16 protein-coding genes are annotated in these 20199 nt (G+C 44.7%); 8 read left to right on the top strand and 8 right to left on the bottom strand.

All coding sequences use genetic code 11. From position 1 onward, the window contains the following. Nucleotides 1-7: 7 nt before the first annotated feature. Entirely contained in the window at nucleotides 8-1444 is a 1437-nt protein-coding gene (locus V2H45_RS05460; protein ID WP_330482612.1) for a cryptochrome/photolyase family protein, read from the bottom strand. A 27-nt stretch (nucleotides 1445-1471) separates the two neighbouring features. Then, nucleotides 1472-2470: an ABC transporter ATP-binding protein gene (locus tag V2H45_RS05455; protein ID WP_330482611.1), complete on the bottom strand. Its 999-nt coding sequence runs from the start codon at nucleotides 2468-2470 to the stop codon at nucleotides 1472-1474. Between the two features lie 951 nt (nucleotides 2471-3421). Here V2H45_RS05455 and V2H45_RS05450 point away from each other — a divergent pair. The 3 genes from V2H45_RS05450 (at nucleotide 3422) to V2H45_RS05440 (ending at nucleotide 8295) form a co-directional block, all read left to right on the top strand. Then, entirely contained in the window at nucleotides 3422-3895 is a 474-nt protein-coding gene (locus V2H45_RS05450; RefSeq protein WP_330482610.1) for a globin family protein, read from the top strand. 101 nt (nucleotides 3896-3996) lie between these two features. Next, entirely contained in the window at nucleotides 3997-4740 is a 744-nt protein-coding gene (locus tag V2H45_RS05445) for a phycobilisome rod-core linker polypeptide (protein ID WP_330482609.1), read from the top strand. 402 nt (nucleotides 4741-5142) lie between these two features. Continuing rightward, nucleotides 5143-8295, top strand: coding sequence for an alpha-mannosidase (locus V2H45_RS05440; RefSeq protein ID WP_330482608.1), 3153 nt, complete (start codon nucleotides 5143-5145; stop codon nucleotides 8293-8295). A gap of 149 nt (nucleotides 8296-8444) precedes the next feature. Here the strand turns inward: V2H45_RS05440 and V2H45_RS05435 are convergent, their stop codons facing one another. Next, entirely contained in the window at nucleotides 8445-8597 is a 153-nt protein-coding gene (locus tag V2H45_RS05435) for a hypothetical protein (RefSeq protein ID WP_330482607.1), read from the bottom strand. A gap of 68 nt (nucleotides 8598-8665) precedes the next feature. Here V2H45_RS05435 and V2H45_RS05430 point away from each other — a divergent pair, with 68 nt between their 5' ends. The 3 genes from V2H45_RS05430 to V2H45_RS05420 all read left to right on the top strand — a co-directional run bounded on the left by V2H45_RS05430 (nucleotide 8666) and on the right by V2H45_RS05420 (nucleotide 14206). Next, complete coding sequence (locus V2H45_RS05430) at nucleotides 8666-10093, top strand: efflux RND transporter periplasmic adaptor subunit (protein ID WP_330482606.1); 1428 nt, start codon at nucleotides 8666-8668, stop codon at nucleotides 10091-10093. A gap of 135 nt (nucleotides 10094-10228) precedes the next feature. Continuing rightward, nucleotides 10229-12889, top strand: a complete 2661-nt coding sequence (locus tag V2H45_RS05425; RefSeq protein ID WP_330482605.1) for a tetratricopeptide repeat protein — start codon at nucleotides 10229-10231, stop codon at nucleotides 12887-12889. A 39-nt stretch (nucleotides 12890-12928) separates the two neighbouring features. Next, nucleotides 12929-14206 (top strand): ABC transporter permease, encoded by a 1278-nt coding sequence (locus V2H45_RS05420; RefSeq protein WP_408648735.1) that lies wholly within the window; start codon nucleotides 12929-12931, stop codon nucleotides 14204-14206. Here V2H45_RS05420 and grrM read toward each other — a convergent pair. Together grrM and V2H45_RS05410 are read right to left on the bottom strand one after the other, a co-directional pair. After that, on the bottom strand, nucleotides 14203-15387 hold the full coding sequence (gene grrM / locus V2H45_RS05415) for a cyclophane-forming radical SAM/SPASM peptide maturase GrrM/OscB (protein ID WP_330482603.1): 1185 nt from the start codon (nucleotides 15385-15387) through the stop codon (nucleotides 14203-14205). The two genes, V2H45_RS05420 and grrM, sit on opposite strands and share 4 nt — an antisense overlap. Nucleotides 15388-15457: 70 nt before the next feature. Continuing rightward, nucleotides 15458-15754, bottom strand: coding sequence for a hypothetical protein (locus tag V2H45_RS05410; protein WP_330482602.1), 297 nt, complete (start codon nucleotides 15752-15754; stop codon nucleotides 15458-15460). 116 nt (nucleotides 15755-15870) lie between these two features. On the opposite strand from V2H45_RS05410, the gene V2H45_RS05405 reads away from it, so the two are divergent. After that, a complete protein-coding gene (locus tag V2H45_RS05405) occupies nucleotides 15871-16758 on the top strand; it encodes an amino acid ABC transporter substrate-binding protein (protein ID WP_330482601.1) in 888 nt (295 codons plus the stop codon). 329 nt (nucleotides 16759-17087) lie between these two features. Continuing rightward, nucleotides 17088-17753, top strand: coding sequence for an ABC transporter ATP-binding protein (locus tag V2H45_RS05400; RefSeq protein ID WP_330482600.1), 666 nt, complete (start codon nucleotides 17088-17090; stop codon nucleotides 17751-17753). A 222-nt stretch (nucleotides 17754-17975) separates the two neighbouring features. Here the strand turns inward: V2H45_RS05400 and V2H45_RS05395 are convergent, their stop codons facing one another. From V2H45_RS05395 to dcm, 3 genes are all read right to left on the bottom strand, one after another. Next, nucleotides 17976-18326: a DUF5615 family PIN-like protein gene (locus V2H45_RS05395; protein WP_330482599.1), complete on the bottom strand. Its 351-nt coding sequence runs from the start codon at nucleotides 18324-18326 to the stop codon at nucleotides 17976-17978. Nucleotides 18327-18334: 8 nt separating this feature from the next. Then, nucleotides 18335-18664, bottom strand: a complete 330-nt coding sequence (locus V2H45_RS05390) for a DUF433 domain-containing protein (protein ID WP_330482598.1) — start codon at nucleotides 18662-18664, stop codon at nucleotides 18335-18337. Nucleotides 18665-18802: 138 nt separating this feature from the next. Continuing rightward, nucleotides 18803-20122 (bottom strand): DNA (cytosine-5-)-methyltransferase, encoded by a 1320-nt coding sequence (gene dcm / locus V2H45_RS05385; RefSeq protein ID WP_408648734.1) that lies wholly within the window; start codon nucleotides 20120-20122, stop codon nucleotides 18803-18805. Nucleotides 20123-20199: the final 77 nt, after the last annotated feature.

The following is a 20199-nucleotide window of genomic DNA, read 5'->3' as shown; positions in this document are numbered from 1 at the left end:
TATTTGACTAGGTGCATTCCTGATAACGTTCCTTAAACTTCTTTTGTTGAATATTGTGATCGACAATGGGAGTGGGATAGTTACGTTTTTTGCACTGGTGGGGAGGAATATTGCCACTGAGTAACTCGGCTTGGGTGAGTCCGCGCAACTCAGGCAACCATTGGAGGATGTATTCTCCTTCAGGATCGTATTTACGAGCTTGGGCGATCGGGCTAAAGATTCGCATGGGCTTGGGATCCATACCGCTAGAGGCACTCCATTGCCAGCCCCCATTATTTGCGGCAAGATCGCCATCAATCAGCTTCTGCATGAAATAGCGTTCTCCCTGCTGCCAGTTAATCAGCAGATCTTTGGTGAGAAAACTGGCGACAATCATACGACAGCGGTTATGCATCCAACCCGTTTGGTTTAACTGTCGCATCGCTGCATCGACCATCGGATAACCCGTTCGTCCTTCGCACCAAGCTTCAAAATATGTGGGATTCTCATCCCACTCAAATCGCTGCATCTTAGGGCGATAGGCAGTATCTGCGAGTTGCGGAAAGTAAAAGAGAACGTGTTGATAAAATTCGCGCCAAGCCAATTCCTGTCGCCAAGTTTGAATGCCAATCTGTTCTTCATTACTCCGCACGCGATCGCTTGCTGTCACAGTAGCAGCCCAGACGCGCCGAATTCCAACCGTACCAAATCGCAAGTGCGGACTCAACATAGAAGTTCCAGGCTCAGCAGGAAAGTCTCTTCCCTCCTTGTAGCGTAAAATGCCATTGGAATCGCAAAAGGCTTCCAATAATCGTAACGCTTCTGCCTCACCCGATTTTGCGATCGCTTGAGCGTGGCTAAATTCCAAATCTTTCAGACTTGGTAGGGAAATCGCTGCAACCTTGTCATAGTTCGGTAAGCCCAATAATTTCTGAGGTCGATCGCAGGGGGCAGGTTTGGGTTTGTCGATCCAATTGCGCCAAAAGGGTGTGTAAACCTTGTAAGGCTCGTGCGCTTGCGTCGCGATCGCATCGGGAGCATGTAACCCAATATCAATGAATCCTCTGACCTCGATACCATTGGCTTGTAGGGCTGCTTTGACAGCATTGTCCCGCGCGATCGCCAAGGGTTCCACATCCTGATTAAAAAAAACTCGGTTTGCGCCCAAAGCTTGGGAGAGGTGCAAGAGCCTTTCTACGGGTTCGCCATAGAGAAAGAGGAGCTTACTACCGATCGCCGCATAGCTCTGCTCGAGTTCTTGCAGGCAACCCAACATAAAGTCCACCATACCGCCGCCCACCATATCACTTTTAAGAATGGCAGGATCGAAGATGAACGCACCCACAACACATCCATCCGCGATCTGTGAGACAGCCTCAAGGGCGGGATTATCATCAATACGCAGATCGCGACGATGCCAAACGATCGTGACATCTGGGGCGCGATCGGAATTATTAACGGGCATAAATTCTCATTCCTAGCAGTGTTTTTCCTAGCGACGTTTTTTGCCTGGTGCGATCGCTTCGGCTTGAGCGATTTCAGCATCGAGAATGGTCTGACCCGTGGCAGCCAAAAAGACATCATCGAGGCTAGGGCGCGATTGCGACAGGCTGAAAATATTCACCCCAGCGTGGCTGAGAATATCCTGAATTTTGCTCACCGCATTCACATCGGGGGTAATCACCAAATTGATCGCATTGCCCTGGGCAGCATTAATCAGGCTACTGCGCACAAACGGTAAATCGCGAATCCATGTTAAGGCCTGTTCCGCCTCTTGGCGATCGGCAAACTCCCGAATTCTTACGGTCAAGCGATCGCCGCCAACTTTAGACTTCAACTCCTCAGGCGTGCCCTCCGCAATCACTTTGCCCCGATCGAGGATTCCCACGCGATCGGCAAGGGCATCAATTTCTTCGAGATAATGGCTGGTTAATAAAACCGTGACGCCAGAAGCCCGCAGTTTGCGTAAAAATTCCCAAATGGCGATGCGGGTTTGAATATCGAGTCCTACAGTCGGTTCGTCTAAAACCAATACTTGCGGCTGATGTAATAGCCCAGATGCCAAATCTAGGCGTTTTTTGAGTCCACCTGAGTAAGTACCCGTGAGCTTATCGGCATACTCGGTAATTTGCAGTAAATCCAAAACGGCGTCAATCCGTTCCTTAATCTGGGCTTTGGGTAAATGATAAAGTGCTGCCTGTAAATTTAAGAGTTCTCGACCTGTAAGGACTTTATCTAGGGCAACTTCTTGAGCCACATAGCCCAACCTTTGTCGAATTGCCCTTGGCTCGGTGACGCCTGCAACGGTAACAACGCCTGCATCGGGTCGGGTAAGCGTACAGATGCAACGCAGGACGGTGGTTTTGCCAGCTCCATTAGGGCCAAGGAGTCCATAGATTTGCCCTTGAGCAATGGTCAGAGAAACTCCGTCTACAGCAACGGTACTACCATAGGTCTTTCGCAGATTGTCAATTTGTAGTGCCGGACGCATGAATGCCTCTATCAGTAACTAGTTTAGGTAAGTGAGTAAGTGTAAGTAGGACGAATATTACTTTCTATGAACTAATTTTTACACATCTGCACTTACATCTGCATTTTACGTTTCATGCCGTTTGCATCCCCACTGGCATACCACTTCGGATTTTTTGAAAGCCTGTACAGACTTTACAAAGTTACTAAGTCAGAAATTTATCATGACAAAATATAACGTTGTGGCATGAATAGATGGACTTAGTTCCAAATATTAACTTTGTTTAAATTCCGCTCTAAAAAAATCCTTAATAATCTATTCTGAACTTATGAAATGGCTTGGAATAAAGATTTGACAGTAATTAGATGAATTGTTTATAAAATCTTTTATGAGTTATTAGAAACTTTAAAACTGAGTGTCTACTGTTTTTTAGTTAAACTCCTAAAGATACATACTTAAATTAGGGGGCTATCTCAAACATAGTTTCTAGTTAAATCAAATCTAATTTCTGACTAAATTTAATTAACAGGTTATTTCTAGTTGTCTATGTGTGATTAAAGCATATGGAGCCTGTTAAAGTGTCAATCAAGTTCAGTTTAAGGATTTAATAAAATAACCTAAGTTGAAAGCTAGGTTGTTTTTTGGTTAGGGGGGGTGGGGAATCTATAAATGTCTTGCAATGGTCATATCGATTTAGTTTTAGCAACTAATTGCAGCAATTTACTCAGGTTTACACTAAGTTATTTGCGCGATTAATTATTCAGCTAACAAAATTTAAAACGTCAGAAATTCATAGTTTTAAGTAAGCATAACTTTATATTCACGTCTAAAGTCTTTACGTGAATTTTGGAAGCTATCTCATAGAGTCCTTACTGCGTTTTTAGATCTAAATTCAAAATATGCCTATTGCGATTTAGTCATTTCCTCCAAAAAAGTGATAAACGCAAACTATTTCAGATAAGGGCTAAATCTATGCTAACGATTAACCGTGTATTAGAAGATAGATCTCGTGAAGTTGAGCGAGTGTATCTCAAAGATAGCGATCTTGGCGTGCTAGAGAGATATGCAAGTGACTTTGCCCATCGAGCTAAGACCTATAATCTCTTGCGCGATCGCAGTGAAGACATTGTGCAGCGATCGATCCAGTTGATGTCATTAAACTATCCAAACATGATCGCAAAGCTTGCCGATCGCTGTAAATACGATATGTCAAACGTGTTGCGATATATTGCTTTAGCAATTTTGCGCGATGACGAACAATTTTTTCGCGATCAAATGGGGGACTGGCTGTCAACTGTGCTCTGTGCCTATCAGGTTTCTACGGAATGCTCGATGGCATACCGCAAAATGCAAGAAGTAATTAATACACAACTGCCGAATGAGTGCGCCATTCTGATCAAGCCCTATATCGATATGACCGTAATGTCATTATCCAGAAATGACTGAATCCAGAAATGACTGATTTCTATCGTCGAGCATCAACCAAAATCAATCGCATTCCCATTTATTTCCATATTTTCGCTACTTAGTACAGGAGAAGTGTAACCATGAATGCCGATCGCCCCATTACTCTCAGTCGCTCATCCAGCCCAGAAGAGCGCCAAGTGGCTCTAAAGCAAATCTATGCCCAAGTGCTAGAAAGACAACCCTATAACTTTGAGCGCAAGTTGCTGGCTAAGTCTGAGAAAGAGTTTCTGAGCGGCAAGTTAGGCGTGAGACATTTTTTACATGCACTGGCGTGCTCTCAGGTCTATCAAGATAACTTCTATTTCAACTGTTCTAACCTCAAGTTTATTGAGCTTTGCTTTAAGCATTTTTTAGGTAGAGCCGTGCTCGATCATGCAGAGATTAAGGTCTTTACAGACATCCTGACAAAGCGGGGCTATGACGTGGTCATCAGTGAAATTCTTGGTTCTGAGGAATATCGTAAAGCTTTTGGTGGCTTCACCGTACCCCATGCTCGGACGTTGAAGTTTTATCCCTCCACGCAAAATTTCTTGCAATCAGAGATTATCAAACACGAACATGTTGGGCAGCATGGCAGAATTGTGCCTACACTCTACTGGCATCAACTGGGCCTAGATTGTACGGGGGGTGTCTGCCGTCATCCTGAAGTTGATGGGGACTATCGGATCGTGGAAGACTCTACAAAAGCCAATGCAAAGCCCGATACCGTGGCAGATGAAATTGAGGAACTTTTAAAGCTGCTACAAGAAGATGATGCCAAAAGAGCGTTGCATAACCTATCGGACAACCAGCGATCGCTCCTCCGCAATTTGGTAGGTAAGTAATATGGCATCGAAGTACTAAGCGTACTTTGCAGTAATTCCTATAGCTGCTAACACACGGCATCCGATCCTCTCTCTATCCAAGGGATAAAAGAGGATCGGATATTTGTTTGCGTGCAGACTTTTCAACTATTTCCCAAAGATTAATTATAGAATTACCTAGCGATCGCCAAGTTCGTTGGATATTGACATGTCCTGTAAGAAAGCGTTTGAGAAGTCTAGTATCTCGTATAAATTTCTGCTTTTACCCCCTCTAGCTCCCCCTTGCACTAGCCGCGAAGCGACTTCCCGCAGGATAGGGAGAGGATTTAAGTTTCCCCCCTTTGCAAGGGGGGATTAAGGGGGGTAAAAACTTCTCAAACACGCTCTAGGCGATCTAGATTTGAGCTATAGGATGAGTGAATTGTGCAGGAACTTCAAAGATTAGAACAGATTATTTGTAAGCTGCGGCAGCTTACAAGTCTGAATCTCTTATCAGGTTGGTATCGACAAGCCGATCTAGATGCATCTACGGAATGGCAACCTGTCGCGATCGCGCAGTCTAGCCGAGGACAGGATATGTTGAGTTTCGTACAAAATGAAACGGGCATTCATCTTCGGCAAACTTGGACTGTTCCTCACAGAGAACCTCTTTCGCTACAGGGAGCCACTGCCAGATTGAGTTCGATCTGGTGGGCAGATTTTGCTGCGGTATGGGTGAATGGTCGCAAAGTACTGGAGGGAGATTTATTCGATCAGAAAAGTCGGCTGCTACTGGGTGAGAATCTGGAAGTCGGGCAAGAATTTTTGCTTGAGATCGAGTTGAATAGCCCCAAGCACGATCGCGGCGCGTTACAAAAATCCGAAGTCCTGATTGAATACCCCCACAAACCTTGCGATCCTAGTAAATTAGCCGATGAGTTGGCAGTGATTCAAGCCTATTTGCCCATTCTCCATACGCAGTCGGAATTGGAGAGGGATTTGACAGAGGCGATCGCGCAATTGGAAACTTTACTAGCTGATGAGGTTAGCGAGCGCAGCCTCACCAAACTGGCAAAAATCAGAGATTCGCTCTTACCGATCGGCAAATTTCTCAAGCAGAGGAAGGTTTATTTACTGGGGAATGCCCATATTGACGTGGCTTGGCTATGGGCGATCGCAGAAACCAAAGACGTCGTGAAGCGTACTTTTGCTTCGGTTTTGAATTTACAAAAACAATATCCAGAGTTAATTTTCAATCAAAGTACAGCCCTATCCTATGCTTGGATGGAACGGGAACAACCTGAATTATTTGCTCAAATTCAGACGGCAGTGCAAAAACGGCAATGGGAACTCACGGGCGGCATGTGGGTGGAACCAGATTGCAATTTGCCCAACGGTGAATCGCTGATCCGTCAGATTCTCTATGGCAAGAATTATTTCTTAGAGAAGTTCCAAACCGAGATCGAAATTGCTTGGCTACCCGACACCTTTGGGTTTAACTGGCAATTACCGCAAATCCTTGTAAAAAGTGGGTTTTCTGCCTTTGTTACGCAAAAGCTGATGTGGAATGACACGAACAAATTTCCTGAACAAATCTTTTGGTGGCAGGGTTTGGATGGCAGTAAAATTTTCACCTATTTTAGTAATGAGATCGGTCTGGGTATCGAACCTGTGGCGATCGCAAAGTTCCTCTCTGGGCAAGAACAAAAGCATAGCATCCAAGACGGACTCTGGCTCTATGGTGTTGGCGATCACGGGGGTGGTCCCACGGCGGATATGCTCGATCTTGGGCGGGAGTGGTCAAAATCCGATCTCTTTTTTACGGTGGAATCTGGCACAGCCGAGAACTTCATTCTCTCGCTTAAGGCATCGATTGAAGCATCCAATGCGAATATTCCTACTTGGAATGATGAATTATATCTAGAGTTCCATCGCGGCACCTATACAACCAAAGCCGATCAAAAGCGACAGCACCGACAAACTGAAATCTTACTGGGGAATGCCGAAAAACTCTGCGCGATCGCAGCGATCGTCAAAGCGGCAAATTATCCCAAAGCTCAACTCGATCTGGCATGGCAGGGCTTGTTGCTCAATCAGTTTCATGACATCTTACCAGGCACATCGATCCCTGAAGTATTTGAAGATGCCGATCGCACTTGGGCAGAAGTTCGAGATATTTGTAATGGATTGATTGCAGAAGCGATTTCTTGCAGAATGCGTACCGCCGCATCTCCGCCTTTATCCGAACCAGAAACGACATACCAAGTATGGAATTTGCTAAACTGGTCGCGCTCCGAACTAGTTGAAATTCCTGTTGAAATTCCCAAGGAATTCTCTAGCGATCGAAATCCCATTGAGAATTCTTACTTTATCGAACCAAACAACCCATCGGAGTTGATTCCCACGCAGCAAACAGAACATGGCATCCTGTTTAGGGCTACGGATATTCCCAGTATGGGAACCTATGGATTTCGGCTGTTACAAATCCAAACACCAGCGTCAGTCTCAGTTCCGTCATTAAATATTTCAGAAGATAGCACTGCCATCTATTTAGAGAATCAATATCTCAAAGTTACTGTAGATACTGAGTCTGGTGAGATTTCGCAAATCTTTGATAAGCGTTACCAGCATTCCCTATTGCGTCAACCCTGCGAACTGCAATTTTTTAGCGATCGCGGACAATATTGGGATGCTTGGAATATCGATCCTGAGTACGAAAGCAAACAATTGTCTGGACTTCGGGTCGAAGGAATCTCTATCCACGAGCGAGGTGAAATTCGAGTCACCTTAAGAATTGTAAGACGATTTGGGAATTCGCAATTCCAGCAAGATATCCAACTAAATGCCTATGATGCTTACCTTACCGTGAAAAATTGGGTGGATTGGCAAGAAGAGCATACCCTCGTAAAAGTGGCTTTTCCCGTCAGTTGGCGATCGCCCTTTGCTACCTATGAAATTCCTATGGGTGCGATCGAGCGCAGCACCTTGGGCGAAACTGCCGCAGCCAAAGCAAAATTTGAAGTGTCAGCACAGTTCTGGGCAGATATGAGTAGCGAGGGCATTGGCTTGAGTGTATTGAATGATTGCAAATATGGCTATGATGCCAAACCAGACCAACTCAGACTAACGCTGCTGAGAAGCCCTAATTTCCCTTCGCCGCAGAGCGATCGCGGTCAGCATGAGTTTATCTATCGCTTAGTTCCGCATCAAGGCAATTGGCGCGAGGCGGGAATCGTGCAACAGGGCTATGGGTTAAACCATCCTTGCCTGTTGACTTCGGCATTAAGCCAAGAGAACTTCAGTTTCCTGCGTACTTCTGCGGCTAATGTCATTCTCTCAGCAATGAAGCAATCTGAAGATCGTTCGGGTTGGATTCTGCGTTTTTATGAGTCCTATGGTCAGGCTGTGAGTACAGATATTTTCTTAATACCAAACTTGCAAATCACATCTATTCAAGAATGCGATCTGATGGAAAACTCGATTTGCGAGGTTGAAAAATCGGGCGGCGGAACGCATCCCGAAGGGAATCGCTTCACAGCAAACTTTCAGCCCTACGAGATCAAGACTTTTAAACTGTTAATTGCTAGATTGATTTAGGCAAAAGATAATATAGAAATCTTAGAAAGCATCTTCTTTGTCCCTAGTAATGCATAACAGCCATAGCGATCGCTTGATCTCCCAAACCTTTCCCGAACTAAACCTCACTGCAATCCAGATTTTCCAAACTGGCACGATCTAGCTTTTACTTAAACTTCTAACGCTGGCCGAGCAGAGGTCAGTGAGCGCTGTCGAACTGAGCCGAAGCCAACTTCATTCGATCGCCCGTGCGATCGCCAACAGTCGCTGGACATATTTTCTTCAGGAAACATATGACGAAAGTCATGTATCATTTGTGGCATTTGTTTGATGTCAAATTTTTGGCAATCATCTAAAATCCCTTGTATGACAGTAAACACAGGCAGGCTCGATGATTGAACAAGATCTAAATCCACCACAAGAGCAAGAAAGCAAAACTGCACTAGATCGAGATCCTAACGATCGCGATCTTGATGCCACCCCAGCCAAGCCAAAGCGGAGATTTCCGATTCAGCGGACACTGATTGCATTGCTTGTTTTAGGTGCGATCGGAGCAGGTGGGTTTTATGTGTTTCAAACCTATATTTCGCCACCTAGCCGCGAGGGTCGGCGCAAAGCCCGAACTGTTGCGGTAGAGCGGGTTAGCCTTCCGATCGCAGTTCCAGCCAATGGCACAGTTCAACCCGAAATGTCGATCAACGTCAGTCCCAAAAACTCAGGTCGCCTCAAGAGTCTGCTGGTCAAGGAAGGCGATCGCGTAACGCAGGGGCAAATCCTAGCCTATATGGATGATTCCAATCTGCAAGGCCAATTGCTCCAAGCCCAAGGACAACTCACTGCCGCCGAAGCCACTGCCCAAAAATTGCGTGCGGGTAATCGCGAACAAGACATTGCCCAAGCTCAGGCAAGCGTGACCTTAGCGCAAGCCGATTTGCGTCAAGCCGAACTCACTTTTCAACAAAACCAAGCACTCTATAACAGTGGGGCGATTTCGCAGAGAGACTTTGAGAACTCTCGCGCCACCCGCGATGCCAATCGAGCCAAGTTAGCGCAAGCCCAACAGGCTCTATCGCTACAACAGGTGGGTTCGCGTCCTGAGGATATTACTCAGGCAGAGGCACAGGCGATCGCCGCCCAAGGATCGCTACAGACCATCGAAGCACAGATCGAGGATACAATCATTCGCGCTCCCTTTAATGGCGTTGTGGCGCGTAAATATGCCGATCCGGGAGCATTTGTTTCCCCTGCAACATCAGGTAGCTCGGTTTCTTCAGCAACCTCTTCTTCGATTTTGTCACTAGCGAGTAATAATCAAGTCGTAGCGAATGTGGCGGAAACGAACATTGCTCTGATCAAGATAGGGCAAGAGGTGACGATTCAAGCAGATGCTTACCCCGGACAAACATTCAAGGGAAAAGTAACGCAGATCTCACCCCAATCAACCGTGACCCAAAATGTCACCAGTTTTGAAGTAAAAGCTGCCATTGTTTCGGATAACAAACAGCAACTGCGTTCGGGCATGAATGTGAATATGGAATTTAAGGTGGGGAAACTGGACAATGCGCTGGTTGTGCCTACGGTCGCGATCGTTCGGCAAGCAGATAAAGGGGTATCAGTGACAGGGGTTTATGTTAAGAGCGAGAGTGGAGCACCCATGTTTACACCCATTGTCACAGGGCTGACGGCAAACGATAAAACCGAAGTCAAATCAGGTCTAACGGGTAATGAAAACATTCTAATCTCGTTTCCTGAAGGAATGCGTCCCCAAACCAATATTCCCCTTGGTGTACCGGGAATGCAGCCATCGCGAGGTCGCTAAGGGTTAGCTAAGTACGAAGAGTGAATGTATAGTAAATGACATGATTCTGTAAATCTCCTAGAATTACGAATTGTGGCATCTACTCAATCGATTCGCTATTCTAATTATTTCTCTAAATAACTGCGATCACCTTCTATGAACTCTTGGATTCTCTATGGTCTGGCTGTTTACGCCCTCCTGATTGGGAGTAACTATCTGATTGTCTATCAAAGGCTCTTAAAGATAGTACTTCAATATTCATCCTACGAACAGATTCAAGCCGAAGAAGTTCCACCTACCTTTATCGAAGTGTTTCAGATTCAGATTGCAGAATTAGAAGCGATGGGCTTTGAGTTTTTAACCTATCTAAAGTTAAGCCCTAGTATTCCACTCAGCCCAAATCCTACCTATGGCGTACTGCTTTGTCATCCTGAGTATCACACCTATGCTGAAGTTTACTTTCGCCACCTTGCTGATCCTGCGAACCTGTTTGATGTGGAGCTTTATAACCGCTTTGATGACGGGACAACCCTATTGACCATGAATGGGAAAGCTTATGGACTCATCGGCGATATTCCCGACACGACGGTTTGGGATCCCTATGCAGTATCGATGGAGTATCAATGGCAAAGTCATTGTGACAAGGTAAGAGAGATTGGTAAACCATCAAGGACACTGGCGATCGCTGAGTATGTCGAAGATTTAGGAATTAGAGGGAAGCGTTATATCGATCGCCTCTTAGAACGGCAACAAATTTCGCTAGTTCCCGACAAAAAGAAGACTCAAGCATCATCTCAGCCTAGGTTTCAATTAAACTGGAAGTTTGCATGGCATCATGCGATTAAGCTCCGAAACGGCAATGGTAAAGCCGCAGCCATGCTTAAGAAACGCGCAGAGTTGGCTAAAGAGAATCCTAGCTTGCGGGTTAAGGTTCCAATTGAGCTAGAAATCGAGGGCTTCGATCGCATGCAGCAGGTCGAACAGGGAAGTATAAAACGCGGTTTCGGTATTTGGATATTTGTCGGCAGTTTAGTTCTATCCCTGATTTCGTTTTTACCATGGTTCCCAAATGCTAGCAGACTTCTCGTGTTAGTCGCTGTATTGTTTTTTCACGAGGCTGGACATTGGCTAGCGATGCGACTATGCGGCTATACGAATACATCCGTATTTTTTATTCCACTGTTTGGGGCGGCGGCGACAGGGCGCAAACATGATGCTTCCGTAACGGAACAGTTTATTGTTTTATTGGCGGGGCCCCTACCAGGATTGTTAATTGGCTTAGGTCTGGCATTTGGTCTATCTCAAGGTGCGATCTATCCTCAGTGGCTGACAGAAGCGATGTGGATGGCGATCGGGCTCAATTTTGCCAATTTACTGCCGATTTATCCCCTCGATGGTGGCAGAATTGTCGATTTATTGATGTTCTCACGTTATCCATTTACTGATGTCATTTTTAAAGTACTGGCAGTGGCACTTTTCCTGTTCATTGCAGTCATGGATCGAACGGGAGGTTCTCTAATTGGGGCAATTGGCGTTGTGGTTGCGCTTTCGATTCCCAATAGTTGGCGCAGTGCCAGACTCGTAGCGAGTATTCGCAAACAAGAGCAATCGCAAAAAGAAAGCGATTTGTCCACCCAAAGCAAAACCCGAAATAAAGCTCAGAATCCCACTCAACAGGAGCTGCTCGCCCAGATTTATGACGCCATGCGATCGCTGAAATTTAGCGACCTTCCCTTTTACAAGCGCTACAATCTCGCGAAAGGTAGTCTGCAACGCGTTCAAAATGTCCGATCGCGGCGATTTACCAGATTTGGTTTGGGCATCGTTTATTTAATCTGCTTGCTGGGAATGCCGATCGCCGCGATCGCGAAGTTTGGGAATGCTTTAATCCCCTATGCCGAACTTGGGGAATTTAAAAAGGCGAAGCAACAAGCGAATCGTTATCAAAAAAAGATATACGAGCAGAAGTTGAGTTTGGCAAATCAGATCCTTGCCACCAATCCCAAAGATCGTAAAGCCTATATCGATCGCGGCAATGCCAAGTTATTCATTCAAGACTACAAGAGTGCGATTGCTGACTATACAAAAGCGATCGAACTCAATCCTCAAGATGGTGATGGATACGTGCTGCGGGGAAGTGCTTGGATATCCCTCAAAGACGATCGAAATGCACTAAAGGACTTTGACGAAGCCATTCGTTTAAATCCTAAAAACCTACTTGCCTATGAGGGACGAATTCAGTTGTTTTACGGGCAGCAAAAGTTTCCTGAGGCGCTCAAAGCGATCGACGATCTACTACGTATCGACCCTAATAATATCGATGCCTACGATATGCGAGGTTCCCTGCGCCAAATGCTCGGGGACAGTGCAGGAGCGCAACAAGATACCAAAACTGCCGTGTTACTTTCCAAACAACAGGGTACGGACGAACCTACCCAAAAATCTTTCCTGCTCTCTAAAATAGAGACTGCGAATGCTTTGATTAAAGGGGATCCTACCGATCGCAAAGCCTATCTCGATCGCGGTGAAGCCTACCGTCAACTCAAACAATTTCAACCTGCTCTTGACGATTTTAGCCAAGCGATCGCGCTCTATCCCAAAGATCCAACAGTTTATTTGCAACGAGGGCGCACCTATATCACCACAAAAGACAATGACAAGGCGATCAAAGATGCCGAACGGATCCTCGCGATCGATCCTCAAAATATCGAAGCCTATGGCTTGCGCAGCCAAGCTAAAAAAAATAGTGGAGATGAGGAGGGGTTTAAGGCAGATATCCAAAAAGTGATCGAAATCAGAAAGCAACTTTATCAGTAATTCCCCATGCTCAAGCAGTTAAAACCGAAATCATCAAAGATGCCCGATCGCTTTCCCGACCTGCCGCGATCGCGTAAAATCTCTGTCTCCCTCAGCGAAGTCCTAGCGATGGCGATCGAATCTCTTTGGAGCAATCGACTGCGCACGGCACTAACCATGTTAGGTGTGATTATAGGCATTGCTTCTGTGATCTCGATTACCTCTGTGGGGCAGGGCGTGCAAAAGTCTACAGAGCAGCAGATTCAGGCTTTAGGTTCTAATTTGCTCTTGGTGACATCAGGGGCTTCGAGAACAGGCGGCATTAGTTCGGGTGGTGGTTCTGCCTCAACGCTAACGTGGGAAGATGCCAAAGCGATCGCCAAACAAGTTCCCGCCGTAGAAGGAACCACGGCTTTTTTGCAGCGTCAGACCCAGATCGTTTATGGCGGACAAAATACCTCAACGACAACGTTGGGTACAGACTTAAATCTCTCGACAATTCGCAATATCAGCCCACAGGAAGGAAGATTTTTTAATCAAGAGGAACTTGATACGGCAGCGGCAGTTGTGGTTTTAGGCTCGAAAGTGCGAGATGACTTATTTGGCAATGGAGGTAGATCTGTTGGCGAAGACATTCGCATCCAAGGCAATCGCTATCGCGTAATTGGGGTAATGGAGCCTAAGGGAAACACGGGAGGGCAAGATCAGGACGATCGCGTCTACATTCCACTCAAAAATATGTCAGCCCGCATTGTTGGCAATAATTCGCTCTCAGGAATTTCGATCAGTGGCGTTTGGCTAAAGTCCGCTGATGAAGAGCGCTTGGATGAAGCGCAATTTCAGGTGACGAACTTGCTGCGCCTGCGCCACAATATTCGTCCACCCCAACTCGATGATTTTCGGATTACCAACCAAGCCGATATTCTCAATACTTTTACCAGTATCGTGGGCTTGTTTACAATCATGATCGGTGCGATCGCGGGTATATCCCTACTGGTTGGCGGCATTGGCATTGCCAATATCATGCTGGTTTCCGTCGTAGAACGCACGCGAGAGATCGGCATTCGCAAAGCCGTGGGCGCAACCAAACGCGCAATTCTCAACCAGTTTCTCACCGAGGCGGTGATTGTCTCTTGCTTTGGTGGCACAATTGGAATTGTGTTTGGCATTGCGATCGCCTTTGGCGCGGCGACGATCTTCAGCTTTCCCTTCATTGTCTCAGGATTATCCGTCGTGGTTGCCTTTGGTCTGTCGATGTTAGTAGGTCTAATCGCAGGCGTCGTTCCCGCTCGTAATGCCGCTCAGTTAGACCCCATCAACGCTTTGCGCAGCGATTAGCGCGCAGTGCTAATATTTCTTATCTGTGCTTCTACATCATTCAAAATAATATCAGTCAGGGTTTTGATCGTATACCTACAGTGCATGGTTTCCATAGATTTAAAGGAACCCGTTTCAGAATACTTATTACTGGGTGAGCCACCGCCACATAGAGAGAAATATTCGCATGTGGAGCGACAGTTCTCAACACCCGTCTGAATATCTTGATGAATTCGCTGGAAATGCTCTGTTGCAATAACGGAATCAAAGGTATCTCGTAAAACATTTCCCAGTAAAAACCCCCCATATTCAGCACTTGGCATTGTCAATAGTTCAGGAGAGTAAGTTGAGAAGTTTCCATTCACATCAATCGTAATAATTGAGAAAGGGAGGGTTAACTCAGTTGAGTCGAGTATTTCTCCTGTGTAGATTAATGGGCAGATACGCTCAAACTCTCTCAGTTTAAATTCACCCTTTGTCGCTTTCGTCAATTCCCAAAGGCGGTGCATAAAAGCAGCATAACGTTGAATCGTCCCAGATTTTTCGAGTGAAGACGATCGATTAATTCCTTCGATTTCCTCAGCATTAACTCCAACCTCCTTAATTCCATTCTCCCAGAAAAACTGGAAAATTTCATCAGGATAATCTAATGAGTCTTGGGTAATCACTGCGATCGCATGGAAGTCAATATTGTTCTTTTGCAACAATTGAACTCCGCGCATCACACTGGCATGAGTTCCCAGTCCAGATCTTGTCTTGCGATGACTATCATGAATCAAGGCTGGCCCATCTAGGCTTACCCCAACTTGAATTTTGTACTCGCTAATCAGATCGCACCAACGCTGATTTAGGAGTGTAGCATTGGTTTGAATAGAATGATTGACGATACAGTTTTCTAAATTAAACTCTGTATCTACCTTGCTAAGCTTTTCAAACGTAGATTCATAAAAAGAAATTGGAACCGACAAGGGTTCACCCGCGTGCCAACAAACGGTAAGCTCATCACCTAAAAGTGGGCTACTGAAAAGGTTTCTGAAAATAGGCTCTAGCAAATCTATCGACAAAGTTTGCTTAGAAGAGCGATCGGGCAAATAGCAATAATCACAGTCAATATTGCAAAAAGGAGTTGCTTGAATCACAACTAAATTTATCTGCCCAAGGTTTGTAGCCTCTAAGGGTGATTTTAAGCTTGCCTGCTGCATAACTAACCAAAAGATTTACTTTGGGACAACGGGCAGATAATTCGCAACACTCACTTGCTAACGATTACTCTTATCGCTTGACCCAGATCTTCTGCCATATGTTGCCATGCCTAGTTTTGATCCAGCGATCGCCCCATGCTGCAAGCAAGGTTTTTGAATTAATAGAAGATCGGTCTACCTGAAATGTCGAAGCTCGATCGTGATTCTGCATCAAAGTGGATTGAACTGCTGCAATGCGATCGCGAATGCTACGAGTACCTGACGCTTCTTCTTGAGGTTTCGAAGCAGCTACTGCTGGGAGAGATGTCAATGATGACATCAGCAGCAATAAACTAGCTACACCACCGCTAACATGCGTTAAATTCACATTCCCCCCTCTTTAGAATTACTTAATTTGCGATCATTTTTTATATCTTGACCTCTTCACTATAGCTAAAGTATGTTGGAGGCGTCAAGTATAGAAACCTTCGTAACCTTAATAATATGCGTAAGACAGTTGCAATTGTTGGCTTAGTTAGCGCTTTATTGGTTGGTATTCCAAAAGCAAGTTTGGCTGGCACAATTTTAGAAAAGGTTGCCAAGACTGGGGTTTTAACCGCAGGTGCGCGAAAAGATACTGTGCCTTTCGGCTATGTCAATGAAAAGGAACAGTGGGTTGGCTATTCTATCGATCTACTAGAGCGAATTCGAGCAAAATTAGAAAAAGATCTAAAGCGACCTGTGAGGCTGCAACTGGTTGAGGTTTCAAGCAGCGATCGGATTCAGATGGTACAAGATCGCAAGGTGGATATCGAATGTGGTTCGACCACATTTACTTGGAATCGACAAAAATATGTTGATTTTTCGGTTCCTTTCTTCTTTACTGGAACACAGTTTCTAGTCAAAGGGAATAGTTCAATAAAATTGGTATCCGACCTAACTGGTAAAAAAGTTGGGGTGATTGAGGGGACGAGTAACCAAGGAGATGTAGACGATCTGAAACCTGCCGTTCAAGTTGTGCTGCTAAAAAACCGTGCAGATGGTGTTAAGCAATTGCAGGAAGGTAAGATTGATGCTTTTGCAAGCGACGGCATTCTACTACTAGGTTTGAAGAACAGTACATTAAAAGATAGTAATTTCTCGATAGTTCCCGATCAACCAGTTTTGAACGGTGCATACGCTTGTATGGTTCCTAAGGATGAATCTGATTGGCGATCGCTGGTAAATTACAGTATTTTTAGCTTGATTGAGGGCATTGTCGATGGCGATCCAAAAGCGATCGGTCAGTATGAGCGCTGGTTCGGCAAGAATGGAGTCGTCCCCTATCCTCTAGAACTCAATTCTGATTATTTTCAAAGCATTGTGAGTTCTTTCGAGAGAATTCCTAATTAATCGAAAGCAAACCCATTTCCTGATTCTGAAGTAAGCTCGGCGAGAGTTAGCTATTATCGGCTCAAATAATTGCTCGGATTGCCTAGAACGCTTTAAAGCTTCACTCGTCTCTTTGTTTGGGATATTGTGATTGTCATGAATATCAGGAAATCTGCTCTTCCTTTTAACCTCTTTCACGGAGCTAGATGAGGACAACCTCGATTGGGCGCTTCCCCCCTGCGATCGGATTTCAATCCTAAACACTCTGGCAATAGCTATAAAATGGTGGATGAGATGTAGTTTTAGTTCTGCCTAGCACATACAGAAATATTAATAGCGGAGAAAAGATCGTGATTGAGATGGAAAGAATTACCAAAACCTATCACCTTGGAGAAGTCGATGTTCCAGTTTTAAAGCGGATCGATCTATCCATTGCTGAAGGTGAATATGTAGCGATTATGGGCATGTCAGGCTCGGGTAAATCTACCCTGATGAATATCATCGGCTGTCTAGATCGTCCCTCTACAGGTCGCTACCTTTTAGAAGATAGAAACCTCACTAGCATGGACGACGACGAACTCGCCTATATTCGCAATCGCCGCATTGGGTTTGTGTTTCAGCAATTTAACCTTTTGGCGCGTTCCACAGCCCTAGAGAACGTGATGCTACCGATGATCTATGCCAGCGTGCCCAAAGCGCAACGCCGCAAACAAGCCGCCGAAGCCTTGGCGATGGTGGGCTTAAGCGATCGCATGAGCAATCGTCCCAGTCAACTTTCGGGTGGTCAGCAGCAGCGGGTAGCGATCGCGCGGGCTTTGGTCAATCGACCTGCACTGGTTCTCGCCGATGAGCCAACGGGAGCTCTAGACACTCACACTTCTCAAGAGGTAATGAAATTACTCACCGAACTGAACGATCGCGGCATCACCATCGTAATCGTCACCCACGAACCCGATATCGCCGCCCAAACCAAACGTATCATTCGCGTACAGGATGGTCTGATTACTGCAAATTAAAAATAAGGTAATTGCTCAATCTACGGGGAATAAGGATTCAAGGGGGATTGAGGCAGCAAGAATCAACTGAAAAAAGGTAGCACAAGGAAAATCTGGTTTTGTTGTCATTCCCATACGTTGGATTAAAGATCCAATGCTTGGATGGGGAAATGTAAAAGCCTTGTCAAGAACTTTAATGGGTGAAATGTTTGTCGTCTAAGAATCATGATATGGGCTGTTTTTTCACAATGGCAAATATAAAACGATATTCTTCCACTCTTTTTGTTCGCTACAGGTAATGAGTAAAATCAACTCTTCTATCGCTTGTCTGACCAATATCCGATCGTTGATCACAAATAACCCCGACATTTGCTGTCCTTTCAACAAGCGTGCGTAGGCAAAATCGGGCATTGTTGCACGGTCATGGGTTAAAACAATACGTTCGTTGTTTGCTGCCCAGTCTAGAATTGCTGGATCGTCTAACTCCTGCAAACCAACATCCTGAACCCGCAATAGGTCAAGATCTGGTTGGCGCAATAATAGTCCTCGAACGATATCACCATTCAAATTTTCATCACTCAGAAATCGCAACATAACAAGAATCAGTTTTTTTGCTGAGCTACAAGTCTCGATCTAATCAAACTCATATCAGGTTGAATGTTTGATAATCGTTGACGAACAGACTCTGCCTGTTGCTCGCGGCGATCGAGGTAAGCTTCTATTCGATCTTGGTGTCGAAGGTAGTAACCGATTACAGTATAAACGTCAGACAGTGAAAGTGTTGAGTACTTTTGTGTAATTGCCTCTGGAGAAGCTCCGTCCTGAAAAGCTCGAATTACAATCTCAAGTAGAACTCTTGACTTGCCAATCCGAACTGCTCCTGATTCATCTTCGCTTAACGGAAGTACCTCGTGCTCTAAAACAAAACTCATTATTTTATTTCCTTCAATGATTACTAGAACTGGCAAATTTTACTTGACTCACTTTGTACTGGTTCCAATGATAAATTTTCTATTGAGGAATAAATTGGTACATTACTCTCCATTGATACACCCTAAAATGACTTCATGTTATATGTTTAATAAACTCAATTGTTTTGGTTGAGATAGCTCATTAGAGGATATTAAAGAATCTCCAGTTTGATCGACTTTCTCCTCAATACTGTTTAACAGTGTAACGACACTTCTTCCAACCGCGTGAGCTAGATTTACAGGAACCGCATTACCAATTTGCTTATATTGGCTACTTATGGAACCTAGAAATTGCCATTCGTCAGGGAATGTTTGTACCCTTGCATATTCTCTAATTGTTAACGGTCTTGTTTCTTCTGGGTGGCATCTTTCTGTTTGCTTTTGAGCAGGAGAACAAGTGAGCGTCAAACTTGGCTCATCCCACGAAAGCCTACGAGCCATCCCTGTTTTACCACCTCCCAAAAAGTAGCTACCTTGCATGTATTCTCTTTGGAGATCGTTGGGTAAGTCCCTCCAGTACCCACCTTGAGGGACATAAGATAGAATCTCTTTCTTCCTTTTTGGATAAGATTGACCTTCTGATTTTGGTACATCAGTATCATATAGCTCACCAGCTTTCAAAGCATCCTTTAAAACAAGTATTCTGTGATATGGTGATGGCCACTTAAATTTTGCAAACTTAACTAAGTCATTTCTAATCCCAACAAGAAATAAACGTTCTCTTTTTTGAGGAACGCGATAAAAAAGAGCCTTTAATACCCGTGGTTCAATTAGTGTATACCCTAAATCAGATATAACTGACGTAATAACGGATAAAGTTTTTCCATTATCGTGATTTAATAAACCTCTTACATTCTCACCTAAAAAGACTTTGGGCATTACTTCTTTTATTGCTCTAGAAAATTCAAAAAATAATGTTCCTCTAGTATCTTCAAATCCTAGCTTTTCCCCTGCATAAGAAAATGCCTGACAGGGAAAGCCACCAGCAATAAGATCGATATCAGCGAACCTAGTAAAGTCCACATTTTTTACATCATTTTGAATGACATTCCAGTAGGGTCGATTAGATCGGAGCGTATCACAGGCATCTTTATCAACTTCATTTAAGGCAACTGCACTAAATCCAGCTTTTTCCAAACCAAGGGCAAGTCCGCCTGCACCTGCAAAAAGTTCAATCGATGAATAATTTCTTAGAGCTTGTACGTTGAACTCTTGATTCCAATTTGTTCCGATCATGTTTCTCACCTCTTCAAAATGAATTAGTTGAGAAATTTCATATTCTTTTGCATTGGTAATTGGATTCTGAACTGAAGTTAGTTTTCCAGTTCTTTCCCAATTCAATAATGTGGCTTTTGACACAGAAACTATGTCTGCCAGTAACTGTGCTGAAATTGTTTTTCTGTTAAATATTAAAGTCATTAAATCCTTCATACTCTTTGAAAGTAAGAGCGTGTTTGAGAAGTTTAGGGTAGAAAAAAAGCCCCCAAAGTTATAGG

It is taken from the genome of Tumidithrix elongata BACA0141 (genome assembly GCF_036349135.1).
Classification (GTDB): domain Bacteria; phylum Cyanobacteriota; class Cyanobacteriia; order Pseudanabaenales; family Pseudanabaenaceae; genus Tumidithrix; species Tumidithrix elongata.
The sequence above is the reverse complement of the archived record's forward strand: the minus strand, read 5'-3'. Positions and strand labels throughout refer to the sequence as shown.

Coding starts and splice junctions, on each gene's coding strand:
- V2H45_RS05405 (WP_330482601.1), top strand. CDS start 15,871: ATGCGTAAGACAGTTGCAATTGTTGGCTTAGTTAGCGCTTTATTGGTT.
- dcm (WP_408648734.1), bottom strand. CDS start 20,122: ATGACTTTAATATTTAACAGAAAAACAATTTCAGCACAGTTACTGGCA.
- V2H45_RS05425 (WP_330482605.1), top strand. CDS start 10,229: ATGAACTCTTGGATTCTCTATGGTCTGGCTGTTTACGCCCTCCTGATT.
- V2H45_RS05435 (WP_330482607.1), bottom strand. CDS start 8,597: ATGCCACAAATGATACATGACTTTCGTCATATGTTTCCTGAAGAAAAT.
- V2H45_RS05450 (WP_330482610.1), top strand. CDS start 3,422: ATGCTAACGATTAACCGTGTATTAGAAGATAGATCTCGTGAAGTTGAG.
- grrM (WP_330482603.1), bottom strand. CDS start 15,387: ATGCAGCAGGCAAGCTTAAAATCACCCTTAGAGGCTACAAACCTTGGG.
- V2H45_RS05390 (WP_330482598.1), bottom strand. CDS start 18,664: ATGAGTTTTGTTTTAGAGCACGAGGTACTTCCGTTAAGCGAAGATGAA.
- V2H45_RS05455 (WP_330482611.1), bottom strand. CDS start 2,470: ATGCGTCCGGCACTACAAATTGACAATCTGCGAAAGACCTATGGTAGT.
- V2H45_RS05445 (WP_330482609.1), top strand. CDS start 3,997: ATGAATGCCGATCGCCCCATTACTCTCAGTCGCTCATCCAGCCCAGAA.
- V2H45_RS05460 (WP_330482612.1), bottom strand. CDS start 1,444: ATGCCCGTTAATAATTCCGATCGCGCCCCAGATGTCACGATCGTTTGG.
- V2H45_RS05420 (WP_408648735.1), top strand. CDS start 12,929: ATGCCCGATCGCTTTCCCGACCTGCCGCGATCGCGTAAAATCTCTGTC.
- V2H45_RS05395 (WP_330482599.1), bottom strand. CDS start 18,326: ATGTTGCGATTTCTGAGTGATGAAAATTTGAATGGTGATATCGTTCGA.
- V2H45_RS05430 (WP_330482606.1), top strand. CDS start 8,666: ATGATTGAACAAGATCTAAATCCACCACAAGAGCAAGAAAGCAAAACT.